General features: G+C 65.1%; 17 protein-coding genes. 7 read left to right on the top strand and 10 right to left on the bottom strand.

Annotation, left to right across the window (positions count from 1 at the left end):
• Nucleotides 1-5 precede the first annotated feature (5 nt).
• A complete protein-coding gene (gspK, locus tag B597_RS34930; protein WP_024162043.1) occupies nt 6-1,022 on the bottom strand; it encodes a type II secretion system minor pseudopilin GspK in 1,017 nt (338 codons plus the stop codon).
• A 171-nt stretch (nt 1,023-1,193) separates the two neighbouring features.
• Between gspK and tatA the strand changes: the two genes are divergently transcribed.
• On the top strand, nt 1,194-1,427 hold the full coding sequence (tatA, locus tag B597_RS34925) for a twin-arginine translocase TatA/TatE family subunit (RefSeq protein ID WP_024162042.1): 234 nt from the start codon (nt 1,194-1,196) through the stop codon (nt 1,425-1,427).
• Between the two features lie 95 nt (nt 1,428-1,522).
• The gene (locus tag B597_RS34920; protein ID WP_024162041.1) at nt 1,523-1,942 is read left to right on the top strand and encodes a UPF0158 family protein; all 420 of its coding nucleotides are present in this window, start codon (nt 1,523-1,525) and stop codon (nt 1,940-1,942) included.
• A 13-nt stretch (nt 1,943-1,955) separates the two neighbouring features.
• Here B597_RS34920 and dtd read toward each other — a convergent pair whose 3' ends face one another.
• Complete coding sequence (gene dtd / locus B597_RS34915; RefSeq protein ID WP_024162040.1) at nt 1,956-2,393, bottom strand: D-aminoacyl-tRNA deacylase; 438 nt, start codon at nt 2,391-2,393, stop codon at nt 1,956-1,958.
• A gap of 9 nt (nt 2,394-2,402) precedes the next feature.
• Nucleotides 2,403-3,374, bottom strand: a complete 972-nt coding sequence (pip, locus tag B597_RS34910; protein ID WP_024162039.1) for a prolyl aminopeptidase — start codon at nt 3,372-3,374, stop codon at nt 2,403-2,405.
• A gap of 78 nt (nt 3,375-3,452) precedes the next feature.
• On the opposite strand from pip, the gene B597_RS34905 reads away from it, so the two are divergent.
• Nucleotides 3,453-3,734, top strand: coding sequence for a hypothetical protein (locus B597_RS34905; RefSeq protein ID WP_051519738.1), 282 nt, complete (start codon nt 3,453-3,455; stop codon nt 3,732-3,734).
• Between the two features lie 13 nt (nt 3,735-3,747).
• Here B597_RS34905 and B597_RS34900 read toward each other — a convergent pair whose 3' ends face one another.
• The 5 genes from B597_RS34900 to B597_RS34880 form a co-directional block, all read right to left on the bottom strand.
• Nucleotides 3,748-4,281: a lipocalin family protein gene (locus B597_RS34900; protein ID WP_024162038.1), complete on the bottom strand. Its 534-nt coding sequence runs from the start codon at nt 4,279-4,281 to the stop codon at nt 3,748-3,750.
• A 26-nt stretch (nt 4,282-4,307) separates the two neighbouring features.
• Nucleotides 4,308-4,562: an outer membrane protein assembly factor BamE domain-containing protein gene (gene bamE / locus B597_RS34895; protein WP_024162037.1), complete on the bottom strand. Its 255-nt coding sequence runs from the start codon at nt 4,560-4,562 to the stop codon at nt 4,308-4,310.
• Between the two features lie 68 nt (nt 4,563-4,630).
• The gene (locus tag B597_RS34890; RefSeq protein ID WP_024162036.1) at nt 4,631-5,233 is read right to left on the bottom strand and encodes a DUF924 family protein; all 603 of its coding nucleotides are present in this window, start codon (nt 5,231-5,233) and stop codon (nt 4,631-4,633) included.
• Between the two features lie 3 nt (nt 5,234-5,236).
• Nucleotides 5,237-6,247, bottom strand: a complete 1,011-nt coding sequence (locus tag B597_RS34885; protein WP_024162035.1) for a class 1 fructose-bisphosphatase — start codon at nt 6,245-6,247, stop codon at nt 5,237-5,239.
• Between the two features lie 183 nt (nt 6,248-6,430).
• Entirely contained in the window at nt 6,431-8,881 is a 2,451-nt protein-coding gene (locus tag B597_RS34880) for a glycogen/starch/alpha-glucan phosphorylase (RefSeq protein ID WP_024162034.1), read from the bottom strand.
• Between the two features lie 167 nt (nt 8,882-9,048).
• Here B597_RS34880 and B597_RS34875 point away from each other — a divergent pair, with 167 nt between their 5' ends.
• Both B597_RS34875 and B597_RS34870 read left to right on the top strand, forming a co-directional pair.
• On the top strand, nt 9,049-9,486 hold the full coding sequence (locus tag B597_RS34875; RefSeq protein WP_226924969.1) for a YkgJ family cysteine cluster protein: 438 nt from the start codon (nt 9,049-9,051) through the stop codon (nt 9,484-9,486).
• A gap of 182 nt (nt 9,487-9,668) precedes the next feature.
• Nucleotides 9,669-10,121, top strand: coding sequence for a thioesterase domain-containing protein (locus B597_RS34870; protein WP_024162031.1), 453 nt, complete (start codon nt 9,669-9,671; stop codon nt 10,119-10,121).
• 114 nt (nt 10,122-10,235) lie between these two features.
• Here the strand turns inward: B597_RS34870 and cysQ are convergent, their stop codons facing one another.
• Nucleotides 10,236-11,072, bottom strand: coding sequence for a 3'(2'),5'-bisphosphate nucleotidase CysQ (gene cysQ / locus B597_RS34865; RefSeq protein WP_024162030.1), 837 nt, complete (start codon nt 11,070-11,072; stop codon nt 10,236-10,238).
• Nucleotides 11,069-11,635 (bottom strand): ADP compounds hydrolase NudE, encoded by a 567-nt coding sequence (gene nudE, locus B597_RS34860; protein ID WP_024162029.1) that lies wholly within the window; start codon nt 11,633-11,635, stop codon nt 11,069-11,071. The genes cysQ and nudE overlap by 4 nt, the downstream gene beginning before the upstream one ends.
• Nucleotides 11,636-11,754: 119 nt before the next feature.
• On the opposite strand from nudE, the gene yrfG reads away from it, so the two are divergent.
• Complete coding sequence (yrfG, locus tag B597_RS34855) at nt 11,755-12,435, top strand: GMP/IMP nucleotidase (protein WP_024162028.1); 681 nt, start codon at nt 11,755-11,757, stop codon at nt 12,433-12,435.
• 166 nt (nt 12,436-12,601) lie between these two features.
• Complete coding sequence (locus tag B597_RS34850) at nt 12,602-15,160, top strand: PAS domain-containing hybrid sensor histidine kinase/response regulator (protein WP_024162027.1); 2,559 nt, start codon at nt 12,602-12,604, stop codon at nt 15,158-15,160.
• Nucleotides 15,161-15,188 lie beyond the last annotated feature (28 nt).

Below are 15,188 nucleotides of genomic sequence, written 5' to 3'. Positions count from 1 at the left end.
CCCGCTCAGGGCATCAGCGGGACGGAAGCGGCATCGTCCGTCCACAGGGGTGCCGGCTGCCGACTGCGGAACAGCACCTGCTGAGCCGGGACGCGGCTGTACCACTTGGAGACGCCACGCACCTCCACCTGATAGACCGTGCGGTAGCGCTGCTCGTCCAGCTCGAATGCGAGGCCCAGCAGGAAGTGGTCGCTGTTGAGCAGCAGACCTTCGGCCAGCCGGGTGAAGGTCGCCTCGTCCAGTGCGCCGAGATGACGCCGCAGCGCGTCCGCATCCCGATAGCCGTCGGCGGGCCGGGCGGTAATCAGCCGGGTCAGCAACGAGCGCGGCAGTTCCCCTTCGTACAACGCCTCCAGCAGCGGCAGCATGTCCAGGGTCAGTGCATTGGCGTTCAGCCGCCAGCCAGAGGTGTCCGGCAGCGCGCACAGCGCCGGGTGACGCAGGTAGCGGCCCGCATCGGCCGGCAGCAGCAGGTTGAGCTCGCTGGTCTCGCGCATCGGCTGGTTGGCCGGCAGATAGGCGCTGGACGCGCGCAGGTACTGATCGGCCTCGGCCCCCTGCATCTGTGCCTGTCCGTCCGGATCGAGCCAGTCCACCAGCGTCTGCACCAGGCGCTCGTCCGCCATGCTCGGCCCCTGCCCCGCCCTCCCCAGCAGGTGCAGGAGCTGACGCCGGGCCCGCTCGCTCTCCTCGCCCAGCAGGGCGTTGACGTTGAAGCAACTGCGCAGGTCCCGCAACTGCAGGCGGGCGCTGCCCTGCGCGAAGCGGTAGGGCAGCGGCTGGCCGCGCAGTGCCTGCCAGAACAGCGGGCTCTGGCGCCAGAGCGGATCGCGCAACGCCTGGACGGCGAACGCCCGCGCCGCCGTTTCCGCCGCCCGGGCCTGCACCCGCAACTGCAGTTGCCGCGCCGTATCGACCTCCTGGCGTCCTTGCTGAGCCAGCCAGCTCAGGCCGCCCGCCAGCAGGGCCAGCGCCAGCAGTACCATCAGCAGCGCCACGCCGTCTTGCCGGTGTCGCTTCATGTCATGCCCTCTCCGGTTCAAACCCGTCAGTTAACCCGGCAATGGTTGCAGAACAGTGGCAACCGGCTCCGCCCGGCGCCTGCCGCCGTCATCCCCCCGTCACACGGGAACGGCATGCTGCAACCATGAGCGAAGCGCATTCGGCTTCCCGCGACTGGAGAGAGAAACACCATGGGACTCGGCGGCATCAGCGTCTGGCAACTCCTGATCATCCTGCTCATTCTCGTCATGCTGTTCGGCACAAGGCGCCTGAAGAGCCTGGGCTCGGACCTGGGTGACGCGATCAAGGGCTTTCGCAGCTCGGTCGCCACCGAAGAGGACCGACCGGTTCTGGAGGAGCGCCCAGCCCAGGTGGCGAGCGGCGACCGCCTAGCCAGCCCCGCGCAGCGCCCCGAACAGGTCTGACGGTCACTGATCGATGCGCCGCGGGTCCGGTGGGCGTCGCACCTTCGCTGCCATCGGTGGTCACAAGCCGTGCGACCCACAGTATCGGACTGCCCATGCGACCACTGACCATCGACATGCACCGTCTGGAATATGCTCTGGACGGGCGCGACATCGCCGACTACTACCTCGATCTGGAAAGCGGGGAGATACGCGCGATTTTCCCTGGCAGCCCGCTACCGGGGGCAACGGAAAAGTACGACGTCAAGACGGATCGCTATCTGCATATCGAACCGCTGGAGCTCGCGCAATCGATCACCATGCGCGAAGCCTTCCTGTTCACCCAGCACGACCCCATCGCCCACGCCGTGCTGAGCAACGCGCTGAAGGGTCGCAAGCCGCTGCGCACCTTCGACTTCAAACTGGAGGACTTTCCGGAGGTGCGTGAGGCCTGGCTGCGCTACCAGACGGTTCAGCTGCGCGAATACGCGATCACCTGGCTGCGCGACAATGATCTGGAACCTGCACGCCACTGACCACGCCAGCCGCTCAGCTTTCCAGCAGGAAGGTCACCGGCCCGTCGTTGATCAGGTGTACCTGCATGTCTGCACCGAAACGCCCGCAAGCCACCTGCGGATGCCGCTGTCGCGCCTGCGCCAGCAGATAGTCGTACAGTGCTTCGCCGTGTGCCGGCGGCGCCGCGCTGGAGAAGCTCGGGCGCAAACCGCTGCGGGTGTCGGCGGCGAGGGTGAACTGCGAAACCAGTAACAGGCCACCGCCGATGTCCTGCAGCGAGCGATTCATCCTGTGCTGATCGTCGCTGAAGACCCGATAGTTGAGCAGCTTGTGCAACAGCTTGTCGGCCCTGGTAGGGTCGTCTTCACGCTCGACACCGACCAGCGCCAGCAAGCCCTGATCGATGGCACCGACCACCTCACCGGCAACCTCGACGCGGGCCTGGCGAACGCGTTGGATAAGCGCTTTCATCAGGGCTCCTCAGGCATCCACCGGCGGCAGGTCGAGCAGACGCTGGGCGATTTCGCCGGTGGCACGCACCAGCGCATCGGTGATGCCGGTTTCGGCTGCCGAGTGCCCGGCATCACGAATGATCTGCAGCTCGCTGTTCGGCCAGGCCTGGTGCAGCGCCCAGGCATTGTCCAGCGGACAGATTGCATCGTAGCGGCCATGCACGATGATGCCAGGCAAATGGGCGATCCTCGGCATGTCGCGCAGCAACTGGTCCGCTTCGAGGAACGCCTGGTTGACGAAGTAGTGGCACTCGATGCGCGCCATCGACAGCGCCCGGTGCGCATCGGCGAAACGTTCTACCACGTGACTGTTCGGCCGCAGCGTGGCGGCTCGGCCCTCCCAGCAGGACCAGGCCTTGGCCGCGTGCATCTGGGCGATCTGATCATTACCGGTGAGCCGGCGATAGAAGGCCTGCATCAGGTCGCTGCGCTCCTCGGGCGGAATAGGCGCGAGAAAATCTTGCCAGTAATCGGGAAACAGCCGGCTGGCGCCCTCCTGATAGAACCAGGCGAGGTCCTGCGGGCGGCAGAGAAAGATGCCACGCAGAATCAAGGCGTGCACATGCTCGGGATTGCTCTGCGCGTAGGCCAGCGACAGCGTCGAACCCCAGGAACCGCCGAACAGCACCCACTTGTCGATGCCCAGATGCTCGCGAATACGCTGCATGTCGGCAATCAGATGCGCCGTCGTGTTGTTTTCCAGGCTGGCATGCGGTGTCGAGCGACCACAGCCGCGCTGATCGAAGGTGATGATGCGGTACAGGGTGGGATCGAAGAAACGCCGACTGAGGGCGTCGCAGCCGCCGCCGGGGCCACCATGGACGAACAGAACGGGCAGACCATCCGGCGACCCACTCTCGTCGACATAGAGCACATGCGGTTCTTCCACCGCCAGCTCATGCCGGGCGTAGGGTTTGATCTCCGGATACAAGGTCTGCATGGCACACTCCTGATCTGCGGCGGGCCGGCCGGCCCGCATGACGTTAGCGGCATCATAGCGAGGTTCGTGGAGTTGAGCATGCCGGCCTGGAAAATAGCGGCGCTGACGTTACTGCCGGCACTCTCCGACGGTGCTCGCTACGACCCGGAAAAACAGCGGCAACAGGCAGCGGAGCAGGTGCAGGCCCTCGTGGAGAACAAGCAGCCCGGCGAATTGATGCTGCACAGCGATTTCAGGCCCGCCAGCAGCATGACCGCGAGCGGGCCAGGCGCAGCGCGACGTCCGGGTGATCACCCGCAGCCAGCGCCACTGGGCCGAGCCGAGCTATCCGGTCCGCTGTCGCGTCTGAAATGGGGCTGAAACGGATCAGAGATCACTCACGCCAGAGCAACTCGTCGGTGTCATAGCCGCGTCGCTCGGCCTCGCCGAGCAGACGATCACGGGTCGCCTGGTCGACCTCGGTGTCCCGCGCGAGCAACCAGAGGTACTTGCGATCCGGGCTGCCGACCAGCGCGGTGTTGTAGCCCTCATCCAGATAGAGCACCCAGTAGTGGCCTCTGGTCAGGCCAGGAAAAAGCCGGCTGAACCAGTTGTCGAAGCGCACCCAGAGTCGATCGGTGCTACCGGCTTCCTGTGGCACCGCCTCGCCTTTGGCTTCCTGCCAGTCGCCGTCTTCCGTCTGGCAACGGTTGGTCACCGCCACGCTGCCGTCGGCCTGCAATCGGTAATGTGCTTCGGAGCGTACGCAATTGCGCTGAAAGAACATCGGCAAGCGCGCCAGCTCGTACCAGGTGCCCTGGTAGCGCTGCAGGTCCACCTCACCCACCGTTTCAGGAGGCTGCTCATAGCCGCCGCCTACGCATCCGCTCAACAGCATCAGGCACAACAGGGCGACACTCGCACGCATGGGGTTTCTCCTGAGTTACTCGGTGGTTATTTCAGCCCCTTGCCGGAAAACATCATCACCTTGTCGCCAGCGAACTGGACGCTGATGAAGCGATTCTTCTCGCCCCAGGTGCAACTCGCCATGCCCAGCGCACCGGCGCATTCGGAGGGTTTGCCGAGCAGTTGCTCGACTTCGACCCGCTCCATGCCGGGCTTGAGCCTGGCGAAGTTCTCCTGGGTGACCGGACTGCAGGCAGCCAGCAGGACCGCGCAGGCAATCAGCAATGGGGTACGCAATGGCATATCGAGCTCCTGGCTTGTTCTAAGGTTCAACGCGCTAAGGGAATGGCACTGCGCAGCGGCCGCCTTGCTCAGAAGGACGAACCCGGCTGTAGCAGAAAAAGTCGTTCGGCGTCACTGGATGCACGACCGACAATGGCATTGCGATGCGGGAAACGGCCGAAGCGGGAGATCACATCGCGGTGGCGCTCGGCATAATCGAGGAAGCCGGCAAACAGCGGCTGTTCCTGCTCGTCGGCAATGTCACGCAACGCCGCGAAGTGGGCCACGGCCAGATCCTGTACCGCCAGGTTCTCGGTGTGTTCCAGCACCAGGTAGATGAACACCCGCTGGATCGGCGCCAGCAGCATGTCGCCGCCATGGGCCAGTCCGTCGCGAACCAGCTGCTGCGCGCGCTCGTCGCCGGCGAACGCACGCGGTGTGTCGCGATGGATCATGCGCGGCAGCTGATCGAGCAACAGCACCAGGGCCAGCCAGCCCTCCGGCGACTCGGCCCAGTCCTGCAACTCGCCTTTCAGAGCCTGTTCGACCAGTGCGCCGAAGCGCTGGCGCGCCTCGTCGTCCTGTTCTGCGCGGTAGCCAAACCAGAGGCGCTGCCTTTCGGCCGCAATCTCGCTGGCGCTGGTGCCCTGGCCGAACCACCAGTGGAGCAAGTCCTGCCAGGGCGCCTGCATCGGTCAGCCCTGGTGGTAGCCGGTGACGCGCTCGACTTCTTCCTTCGAACCGAGGAACACCGGCACCCGCTGGTGCAGGGACTCCGGCTGAATTTCCAGGATCCGCTGCGTACCGTTGGTGGCGGCGCCACCAGCCTGCTCGACGATCATCGCCATCGGGTTGGCCTCGTACATCAGGCGCAGCTTGCCAGCCATCGACGGGTCGCGCGTGTCGCGCGGATACATGAACAGGCCACCGCGGGTGAGGATACGGTGCACATCGGCCACCATCGAGGCGATCCAGCGCATGTTGTAGTTCTTGCCCAGCGGACCTTCCTTGCCGGCCAGCAGCTCGCCGACGTAGCGCTTGACCGGTTCTTCCCAGTGGCGCTGGTTGGACATGTTGATGGCGAATTCGGCGGTGCTCTGCGGGACGCTCAGGTTTTCATGGGTCAGCACGAAACTGCCCAGCTCACGATCGAGCGTGAAGCCCATCACGCCGTGGCCGAGGGTCAGAATCAGCATGGTCTGCGGCCCGTAGATGGCATAGCCGGCAGCAACCTGCTTGGTCCCCGGCTGCAGGAAGGCTTCCTCGCCGAGCGCATCGTTCTGGCTGAAACAGGCATCCGGGCAGCGCAATACGGAGAAGATGGTACCGACCGAGACGTTGACGTCGATGTTGCTCGAGCCGTCCAGCGGATCGAAGACCAGCAGATAAGCGCCCTTCGGGTACTTGCCGGGAATCTGGTAGGCGTTGTCCATTTCCTCGGATGCCATGCCGGCCAGGTGACCGCCCCACTCGTTGGCCTCCAGCAGGATTTCGTTGGAGAGCACGTCGAGCTTCTTCTGCACTTCGCCCTGGATGTTCTCGCTGTCGGCGCTACCCAATACGCCACCGAGGGCACCCTTGGAGACCGCGTGGCTGATTTCCTTGCACGCTCGTGCCACGACCTCGATGAGAAACCGCAGATCAGCAGGCGTGTTGTTACTGCGAGTCTGCTCGATGAGGTAGCGACTGAGGGTTACGCGTGACATGGAAATGACTCCGGAGGAAGGATAAACCCGCGCAGTTTAGCAGGGCCGTAGGAAAACTAACTCCCCTGAGACAGGCCGGGACCCGGCAGAGTTCAGCGCAACGGCGAGCAGATGGCCAGCACGAGCACGTCACCCCGCAGTTTTTGGCTGCCCGCCGGCGGGAAAGCGGCGGCGGGCCTGCCGTCACATCACTGTCCAGACTTCCCGGGCGTACTCGCGGATGGTGCGATCGGACGAGAACCAGCCCGTGCGCGCGGTGTTCAATACGGACGACCGCCACCAACGAGCCGGGTCCCGCCAACACGCCTCGACGTCCAGCTGGGCCTGCCAGTACGCCTCGAAATCGGCACAGACCATGAAGGTGTCGTGCCAGCTGATACCGTCCACCAGGCCGACATAACGCCCCGGGTCGCCTGCCGAGAACGCACCGCCACGAATGGCCGATAGCACTTCGCCAAGCCGCTGCGAGGCACCGATGATCGCTTCGGCGTTGTATTCGTTGGCCTGCTTGCGCGCATTCACCTGCTGGGCCGTGAGGCCGAAAATGAACATGTGCTCCAGGCCGATCTGCTCGCTCATCTCCACATTGGCGCCGTCGAGGGTGCCAATGGTCAGCGCGCCGTTGAGGGCGAACTTCATGTTGCTGGTGCCGGAGGCTTCGAGCCCGGCAGTGGAAATCTGCTCGGACAGATCGGCCGCCGGGATGATGTCCTCGGCCAGGCTAACATTGTAGTTGGGCAGGAACACCACCTTGAGCAGGCCGCGCACGGTGGGGTCGGCGTTGATGGTGGTGGCGATGTCGTTGGCCAGCTTGATGATCAGCTTGGCCTGGTGGTAGCTGGCCGCCGCCTTGCCGGCGAAGATCTTCACCCGCGGCACCCAGTTGCCGCCCGGATCGTCGCGAATCGCGTGATACAGCGCGACGGTGTGCAGCAGGTTGAGCAGCTGTCGCTTGTATTCGTGGATGCGCTTGACGTGTACGTCGAACAGCGCCTGCGGATCGACGCTGATGCCCACCCGCTCCAGAATCACGTTGGCCAGATGGCGTTTGTTGGCCAGCCGCTGCTCGGCGAAGCGCTGGCGGAAGTGCGCCTGCTCGGCGTATGGCTCGAGCTCGCGCAGGCGGGTTTCCGGCGCATCGAGCAGGCCCTCGCCGAGGTGCTCCACCAGCAGTTGGGTCAGCTGGGGATTGGCCTGATAGAGCCAGCGGCGGAAGGTAATGCCATTGGTCTTGTTGTTGATCCGCTGCGGATACAAGCCGTGCAGATCGGTGAATACCGTCTTGCGCATCAACTGGGTGTGCAGCGCCGAAACCCCGTTGGTGCTGTGCGAACCGAGGAATGCCAGGTTACCCATGCGCACGCGGCGCCCGTGGCCTTCTTCGATCAGCGACACCGAGCGCAGCAGCTCGGCTTCGTGGATACCGCGCTCGCGCAGGCAATCGAGATGGTAGGCATTGATCAGGTAGATGATCTGCATGTGGCGTGGCAGCAGGCGCTCCATCAGGCCCACCGGCCAGGTTTCCAGCGCTTCGGGCAACAGCGTGTGGTTGGTGTAGGACAGCGTTGCCGTGGTCAGCCGCCAGGCGTGCTGCCATTCATAGCTGTGCACATCCACCAGCAAGCGCATCAGCTCGGCCACGGCGATGGCCGGATGGGTGTCGTTGAGCTGGATCGAGGTGAAGTCGGGCAGGTTGTCCAGCGAGCCGCGCTGCTTTAGATGGCGGCGCAGCAGATCCTGCAGCGAGGCGGCGACGAAGAAATACTCCTGACGCAGACGCAGCTCCTGTCCCGCCTCGGTGCTGTCGGCCGGATAGAGCACCCGCGAAATACTCTCCGCGCGGGCTTCTTCCGCTGCGGCGCCGATGTGATCACCGGCGTTGAAGCGTGCCAGGTGAAAATCCGCTTCGGGGCGGGCCCGCCACAGGCGCAGGGTATTCACCCCGGCACCACGCCAGCCGACGATCGGGGTGTCATAGGCGATCGCCCGCACGCCCTCGGCCCAATGCCAGAAGTGCTGGGTTGCGCCCTTTTCGTTGGTGGCCGCGGTGACGTTGCCGCCGAAGCCGATCAGGTACTTCACCTCGGAGCGCTCGAACTCCCAGGGGTTGCCCAGATCCAGCCAGGTCTCGGTCTGTTCGTGTTGCCAGCCATCGACGATGGCCTGACGGAACAGGCCGTGGTCGTAGCGGATGCCGTAGCCGTGGGAGACGACGCCCAGCGTCGCCATGCTTTCCATGAAACACGCCGCAAGCCGTCCGAGGCCGCCATTGCCCAGTGCCGCGTCGGGCTCCAGCAGGCGGATCTGGTCGATGTCCACGTCGAGCCCGGCCAGCGCCTCGCGCGCCACCTCGAACAAGCCCAGGTTGCTCAGGCTATCCACCAGCAGCCGGCCGATGAGGAATTCCAGCGAGAGGTAATAGACTCGCTTCTGTCCGCTGGTATATGCCTCGCGCGTACAGTCCATCCAGCGGTCGATGGTGCTGTCGCGCGTGGCCAGGGCTACCGCATGGAACCAGTCGTAATCGGAGGCATTCTCCGGGTCCTTGCCCACCGAATAGGTGAGCTTGCGCAACACCCGCTCACGAAAAGCGGCAACTTCATCGGCGGTAGCAACGGCTGATTCCTGCGTCATGAACAGACCTCGGTTAGCGAAGACACACAAGAGGGACTCACGGCAGTCGCGCCCGTTCACCTCCGTTCGACGTTCCGCAAGAGGTTTGCAGGTTTCCTTTACATCTGCGCTACCGCCTGTCCGGTCAGCGACACCGGAAGACGCTGGTAATCGGCGCGCGAGTCGCTATGATCCGCCCGCCCAACCGCACCGAAAGACCGCCCGTGAAGACAAGACTGATCGCCTCCGCCGACCCGGAACGCCTGGAAACCTGGGTGCGCTACAGCGCCGGCCTGTGCCGTGACTGCCATGCGACCTGCTGCACCTTGCCGGTGGAGGTGCGCATCGACGACCTGATCCGGCTGGAACTGGTCGATGCGTTCGAGCGCGAAGAGCCGGCGAAGAACATCGCCAAGCGCCTGAGCAAGGCCGGCATCGTCGAACACTTCAATCACAAGCACGAGGTCTTCACGCTGACCCGCCACACCAATGGCGACTGCCTCTATCTGGACCGCAAAACCCGTCTTTGCACGGTCTATGCCAAGCGACCGGACACCTGCCGCAACCACCCGCGCATCGGCCCACGCCCAGGCTATTGCGCCTACCGGAGCAAATCCGAGGGCTGAAGCCGACGCACCGTTACGCATCGCGCCCGCCCCTGTGGCGCACCTGCCGCCCAGCCGCAGCGCAGGCGCCATGCGGGCTGCACAAGCCCGGCAAATGGAGCGAACGGACTGGCCAAACCGTGACTCAGGAGTCATGCTTGGCGTCTGTCTGTATCTTTGTAACGTTTAGGAACCTACCCGGCATGAGCCGCGATAGCCGCTACCTGGAAGCCATCCTCCATCACGACATTCCGCTGACCCGCTCGCTGGGGCTGCGTGTCGAGCAGTGGGAAAACCATGAGTTGCGCCTGCAGGTACCGCTGCAGCCGAACATCAATCACAAGAGCAGCATGTTCGGCGGCAGCCTCTACTGCGCTGCGGTGCTGGCTGGCTGGGGCTGGCTGCATCTGCGACTGCGCGAAGCCGGCATCGAAGACGGCCACATCGTCATTCACGAAGGCAAGATCGAATACCCGCTGCCCGTGGTCGACGACGCCATGGCCATCTGCTCGGCACCGAGCCCTGAGGCGTGGGAGCGTTTCGAAGCGATCTATCGTCGCCGGGGCCGCTCGCGGCTGGAACTGCACAGTCGCATCCTGGCCGCCGACGGGCGCGATGCCGTGCGTTTCACCGGGCAGTTCGTGCTGCACAAATAAGAGGCTGGAGGCTGCCGCCCAGCGTTCGGCCCGCAGCCGCCAAGCTTTTTCTTCCAGCCTTGAGCTTGCGGCTCCAGCGGCTTTTCATTGTCCAGCGTTCCCGCGGCCAGCACGTCATGCCGGCTGGCCCTTGTCGCTCTGCGCGGCCATCTCGATCAGGCTGTCACGCCAATCGACACCTTTGGGCAAGGCCAGGAATGATGGGTTGAGATAGCTGTCCCGCGGCGCATAGCGCAGCGGCGCGCCGCTGACCTCCAGCACTTCGCCACCCGCCCCTTCCAGCACGCCCTGCGCCGCAGCGGTGTCCCACTGCGAGGTCGGCGCCAGACGCGGATAGCAATCTGCGGCGCCTTCGGCGAGCAGGCAGAACTTCAGCGAACTGCCCACATTGGCCAACGCCAGCTCACCGAAGCGCTGGCGCAGGCGACCCAGCAATTGCTCTTGCGACGGACTGCTGTGGCGACGACTGGCAACCACCGTGAAGGCATCCGCACTCTGCTGACGCACGCGCAGCGGCTGGGCAGCGCCCGAGGCTTCGCTGCGCCAGGCGCCGAAATCCCTGCCGCCGTAATAGCAACGCCCGGACGCCGGAATGCCGACCACGCCGAAGCGCACCTCGCCCTGCTCGATCAGCGCCACGTTGACGGTGAACTCCTCACTGCCGGCGATGAACTCCTTGGTTCCATCCAGCGGGTCGACCAGCCACCAGCGGGTCCAGCTGGCACGCTCGGCCAGGGGCACCACGCAGTCTTCTTCCGACAGCACCGGAATGCTGCCATCCAGCGCCATCAGCCCGTCCAGCAGAACATGGTGGGCGGCCATGTCCGCCGCGGTCACGGGCGACTCGTCGGCCTTGGCCTCCACCACCAGTTCGCTACGCCAGTGCGGCAGGATCACCTCGCCCGCCTGACGCACCAGATCGATTACCGCCGCCAGATATGCATGAGTCATTGGCCAAACTCCCCACGCTGGGTCAGAAGATCCCGGGCCAGATAGAGCGCAGCCAGGGCCCGCCCTTCGCTGAACTGGGGATGCTGCACCAGGCTCGACAGCTCATGCAGGCTCACCTGCTCAAGACGCATCGGCTCAGGCTCGTCACCGGGCAGCTGCTCGGGATACAGGTCGCGAGCCAGCACCACCTGGATCTTCTGGCTCATGTACCCCGGCGACAATGACAGCTCGGTGAGCAGTTCCAGGCGCCGGGCGCCGAAACCGGCTTCTTCCTTGAGTTCGCGATTGGCGGCCTCGAGCACGTCCTCTCCCGGCTCGATCAGCCCCTTGGGCAAGGACAGCTCGTAGCTGTCGGTGCCGCCGCAATACTCCTCGACCAGCAGTGCATTCTCGGCATCGGCCAGCGCCACGATCATCACCGCGCCATAGCCGTTGCCCTTGCCGACCAGCCGTTCATAGGTGCGCTCCACACCGTTGGAAAATCGCAGCTGCAGTTCCTCGACACGGAACAGCCGGCTGCTGGCGACGATCTCACGGGCAAGTACAGTGGGTTTCTGGCGCATGGAAAACTCCTGGAAACGCGAGCGGCTATCATAACCCGGCTTCCCGCGCCGGCCGCGAGTGCTTTGCGACAGCCGACCGCCGTACCCTGCCCATCCCTTGCCGCCACTCGAGTCCGCCCATGACCGCCAACCTGCCCTGGTCCGAAATCGACACCGTCCTGCTCGACATGGACGGTACCCTGCTGGATCTCCACTTCGACAACCACTTCTGGCTCGAACTGCTGCCGCAGCGCTATGCCGAGCTGCACGGCATCAGCCGCGCCATGGCCGAGCTGGAGCTGGCACCGTTGTTCAACGAACACGTCGGCAAGCTCACCTGGTACTGCCTGGACTACTGGACCCGCGAGCTGAACCTGCCGATTCGCGAGATGAAGCGCGAGATCGCCGAGCTGATCGCCCTGCGCCCTTCGGCCGACGTTTTTCTCGAAGCGCTGCGCAAGGCCGGCAAGCGCGTGGTGCTGATCACCAATGCCCACCGCGATTCGTTGTCGCTCAAGCTCGAGAAGGTGGAGCTGGAGCCCTGGTTCGACCGGCTGATCAGTTCCCACGACTATGGGTTCCCGAAGGAAGAAGGACAGTTCTGGCATGCCCTGCGCCAGGACCTGGATTTCGACCCGGCCCGCGCGCTGTTCATCGACGACAGCCTGCCGATCCTGCGCAGCGCCGGGCGCTTCGGCATCGCGCACCTGCTCGCGGTGCGCGAGCCGGACAGCCGCCGCGCACCCAAGGACACCGAGGAATTCGCTGCCGTCGACGACTACCGCGAGCTAGCGGGAAGCCTGCTCGATCAGCTAGCGTGACGGCTGGCTCTGCCGCCGGCCATCCGGACGATTTACACTACGCGGCAGTTGCCGTCGGCGGGAACCGGCTCGGGAAGAGTCAGGGCCGGCACGCATCGAAACGGCGCGCCGGGCGCTCGATGTCCGCCACCCGCAGTTCAGCCACGGATGATCGATAGGAAGTGACATGGCAGCAGTAGGCGCCGGACCCTGGCCCCACAGTCAAAGCGAGATGAGCGAACGCATTCGCCGGCACCCCTGGGGCGAAACCGCACTCGGCTGCTCCGCCACCTGGCCGCAGTCGCTGCGACTGCTGCTCGAAACCATTCTCGACGCGCCACTGCCCATGTGCATCCTCTGGGGCGACCAGGCGTTGCAGCTGTACAACGATGCCCACGCCGCGCTGCTCGGCGACCGCCATCCGGCCGAACTCGGCCAGCCTGCCTGCCACCGCTGGGGCGCCACCTGGGAACTGCTCGATCCCGCCTGCGACAGAGCCCGTCGCGGCGAGGCGCGAATACTGCGCAATCAGCGACTGGCACTGGAGCGCGACGGGCAGCTGGTCGAAGCCTGGTTCGACCTCGCGCTGAGCCCCATCCGCGATGCGCCCGGCATCGGCGGATTGCTGCTGTGCCTTAGCGAAACCAGCGAGCGCGTGCGTACCGAGACGCGCCTGTCGCGAACCGCCCTGCATTACAAGCTCAGCGCCGAAGCGCACCGGATCAGCGGACAGCGCCTGCAACTGGCGCTGGAGGCGAGCAACCTGATCGGCATATGGGACTGGGACCTCGCCAGTAGCGACCTACCCGAGGATGCCGAACTCCTGCGCATCGTCCCGGTGGAACGATCAGGGCCGACCGGCCTGCGCACCGAAGACTTCTTCGATCATGTCCACCCCGAAGATCGGCCGCGACTGCAGGCGGCACTGGCTCATTGCATCGCCAGGGGCGGCGACCTCGAGCAACGCTATCGCCTGCGCAAGCCAGACGGCGAGACGCATTGGGCACTGGCGCGGGGACGCCGCCATTGCGATGAGGATGGGCGGCCGCAGCGCTTCCCCGGCGCGGTGATGAACATCACCCAGCAGCAGGCAAGCGAAGATGCGCTGCGCCAGAACGAAGCCGAACTGAAGATGATCACCGACGCGCTGCCCGTGCTGATCGGCTATATCGACACGGCCGAACGCTTTCGTTTCAACAACCGCTACTACAGCGACTGGTTCGGCCATCCCATCGAGTGGCTGCGCGGCAAAACCGCCCGGGCGGTGCTGGGCGAAAAGGTGTACGCCGAACGACGCGAGAGCATCCGCGCTGCGCTGGCCGGTCAGGACGTGATTTTCGAGGCCAGCAGCCTCCACCGCGACGGACAGCCACGGCGCATGCTGGTCCACTATCTGCCGCGCCGTGACGCTCAGGACAAGGTGCTGGGCTTTTTCGTCATGTCGCTGGACGTCACCGAGCGCTGGCGCGCCGAGCAGGCCCTGCGCGAACTCAACGAGACGCTGGAGAGCCGGATCCAGGAGCGTACCCAGGCGCTGGCCGAAGTCTACGAGCGGTTGCTCAGGGAAATGGCCAGCCGCGAGCAGGCGCAGGACGCGCTACGCCAGGCACAGAAGATGGAGGCCGTAGGCCAGCTGACCGGCGGCATCGCCCATGACTTCAACAACATGCTGACCGGCATCATCGGCGGCCTGGACCTGATCCAGCGCTACATCCAGTCCGGCCGTCATGGCGAAACCCAGCGCTTCATCGAAGCGGCGGTGACCTCGGCCAACCGCGCCGCGGCGCTGACCCATCGCCTGCTCGCCTTCGCCCGCCGGCAGCCGCTGAATCTCAGGCGCGTAGAACTGAACCAGCTGATCGACTCGATGCACGATCTGCTCAGCCGGACCCTGGGCTGCCATATCCACATTCGCAACCAGTTGCAGGACGGCCTGTGGCCGGTATCGAGCGACGAAAACCAGTTGGAGAGCGCGCTGCTCAATCTGGTCATCAATGCCCGCGACGCCATGCCCGACGGCGGAGACCTGCTGCTGGAAACACGCAATGTCGAACTTCGCCAACAGGGCGAGGTGGGCGAACTGGCGCCCGGCCGCTACGTCATCCTGCGTCTTACCGACAGCGGCTGCGGCATGAGTGCCAAGGTCCTGGCCAGCGTCTTCGAACCCTTTTTCACCACCAAGCCGATCGGCCAGGGCACCGGACTGGGCCTGTCCATGGTCTATGGCTTCACCCGCCAGGCCGGCGGCCACGTGCAGATCGCCAGCGAGCCCGACCAGGGCACCCAGGTCAGCCTCTACCTGCCGGTGTTCGACGATCTGGCTGAGGCGGCCCCGCCGTCCGGCGAGACGGAAGGCCCGTTGCGCGCGCAACAGGGCGAGACAGTCCTGGTGGTGGAGGATGACCCGGCGGTGCGCCTGCTGGTTATCGACGTACTGCGGATGCTCGGCTACCAGGCCCTGGAAGCGGCTGACGGCAACGCCGCTGTGCGCATCCTCGAAGACGCGGCGGCCATCGACCTGCTGGTGACCGATGTCGGCCTGCCGGGGATGAACGGACGTCAGCTGGCCGATATCGCACGCCAGCAACACCCCGGCCTGCCGGTGCTGTTCATGACCGGATATGCGCGCCAGGCGGCCAACCCGGACTTCCTCGAACCGGGTATGGATATGATCGGCAAGCCGTTCAACCTGGACGCGCTCGCCAAGCGCGTGCGCGACATGCTGGCGAAGAACGACCAACGGTGAATCGTCCGCGGCCGGCCACGGTCATAAC

It is taken from the genome of Stutzerimonas stutzeri KOS6 (assembly GCF_000307775.2).
Lineage (GTDB): Bacteria > Pseudomonadota > Gammaproteobacteria > Pseudomonadales > Pseudomonadaceae > Stutzerimonas > Stutzerimonas stutzeri_B.
Note: the sequence above shows the minus strand (reverse complement) of the source record. Positions and strands in the feature narration are given on the sequence as shown.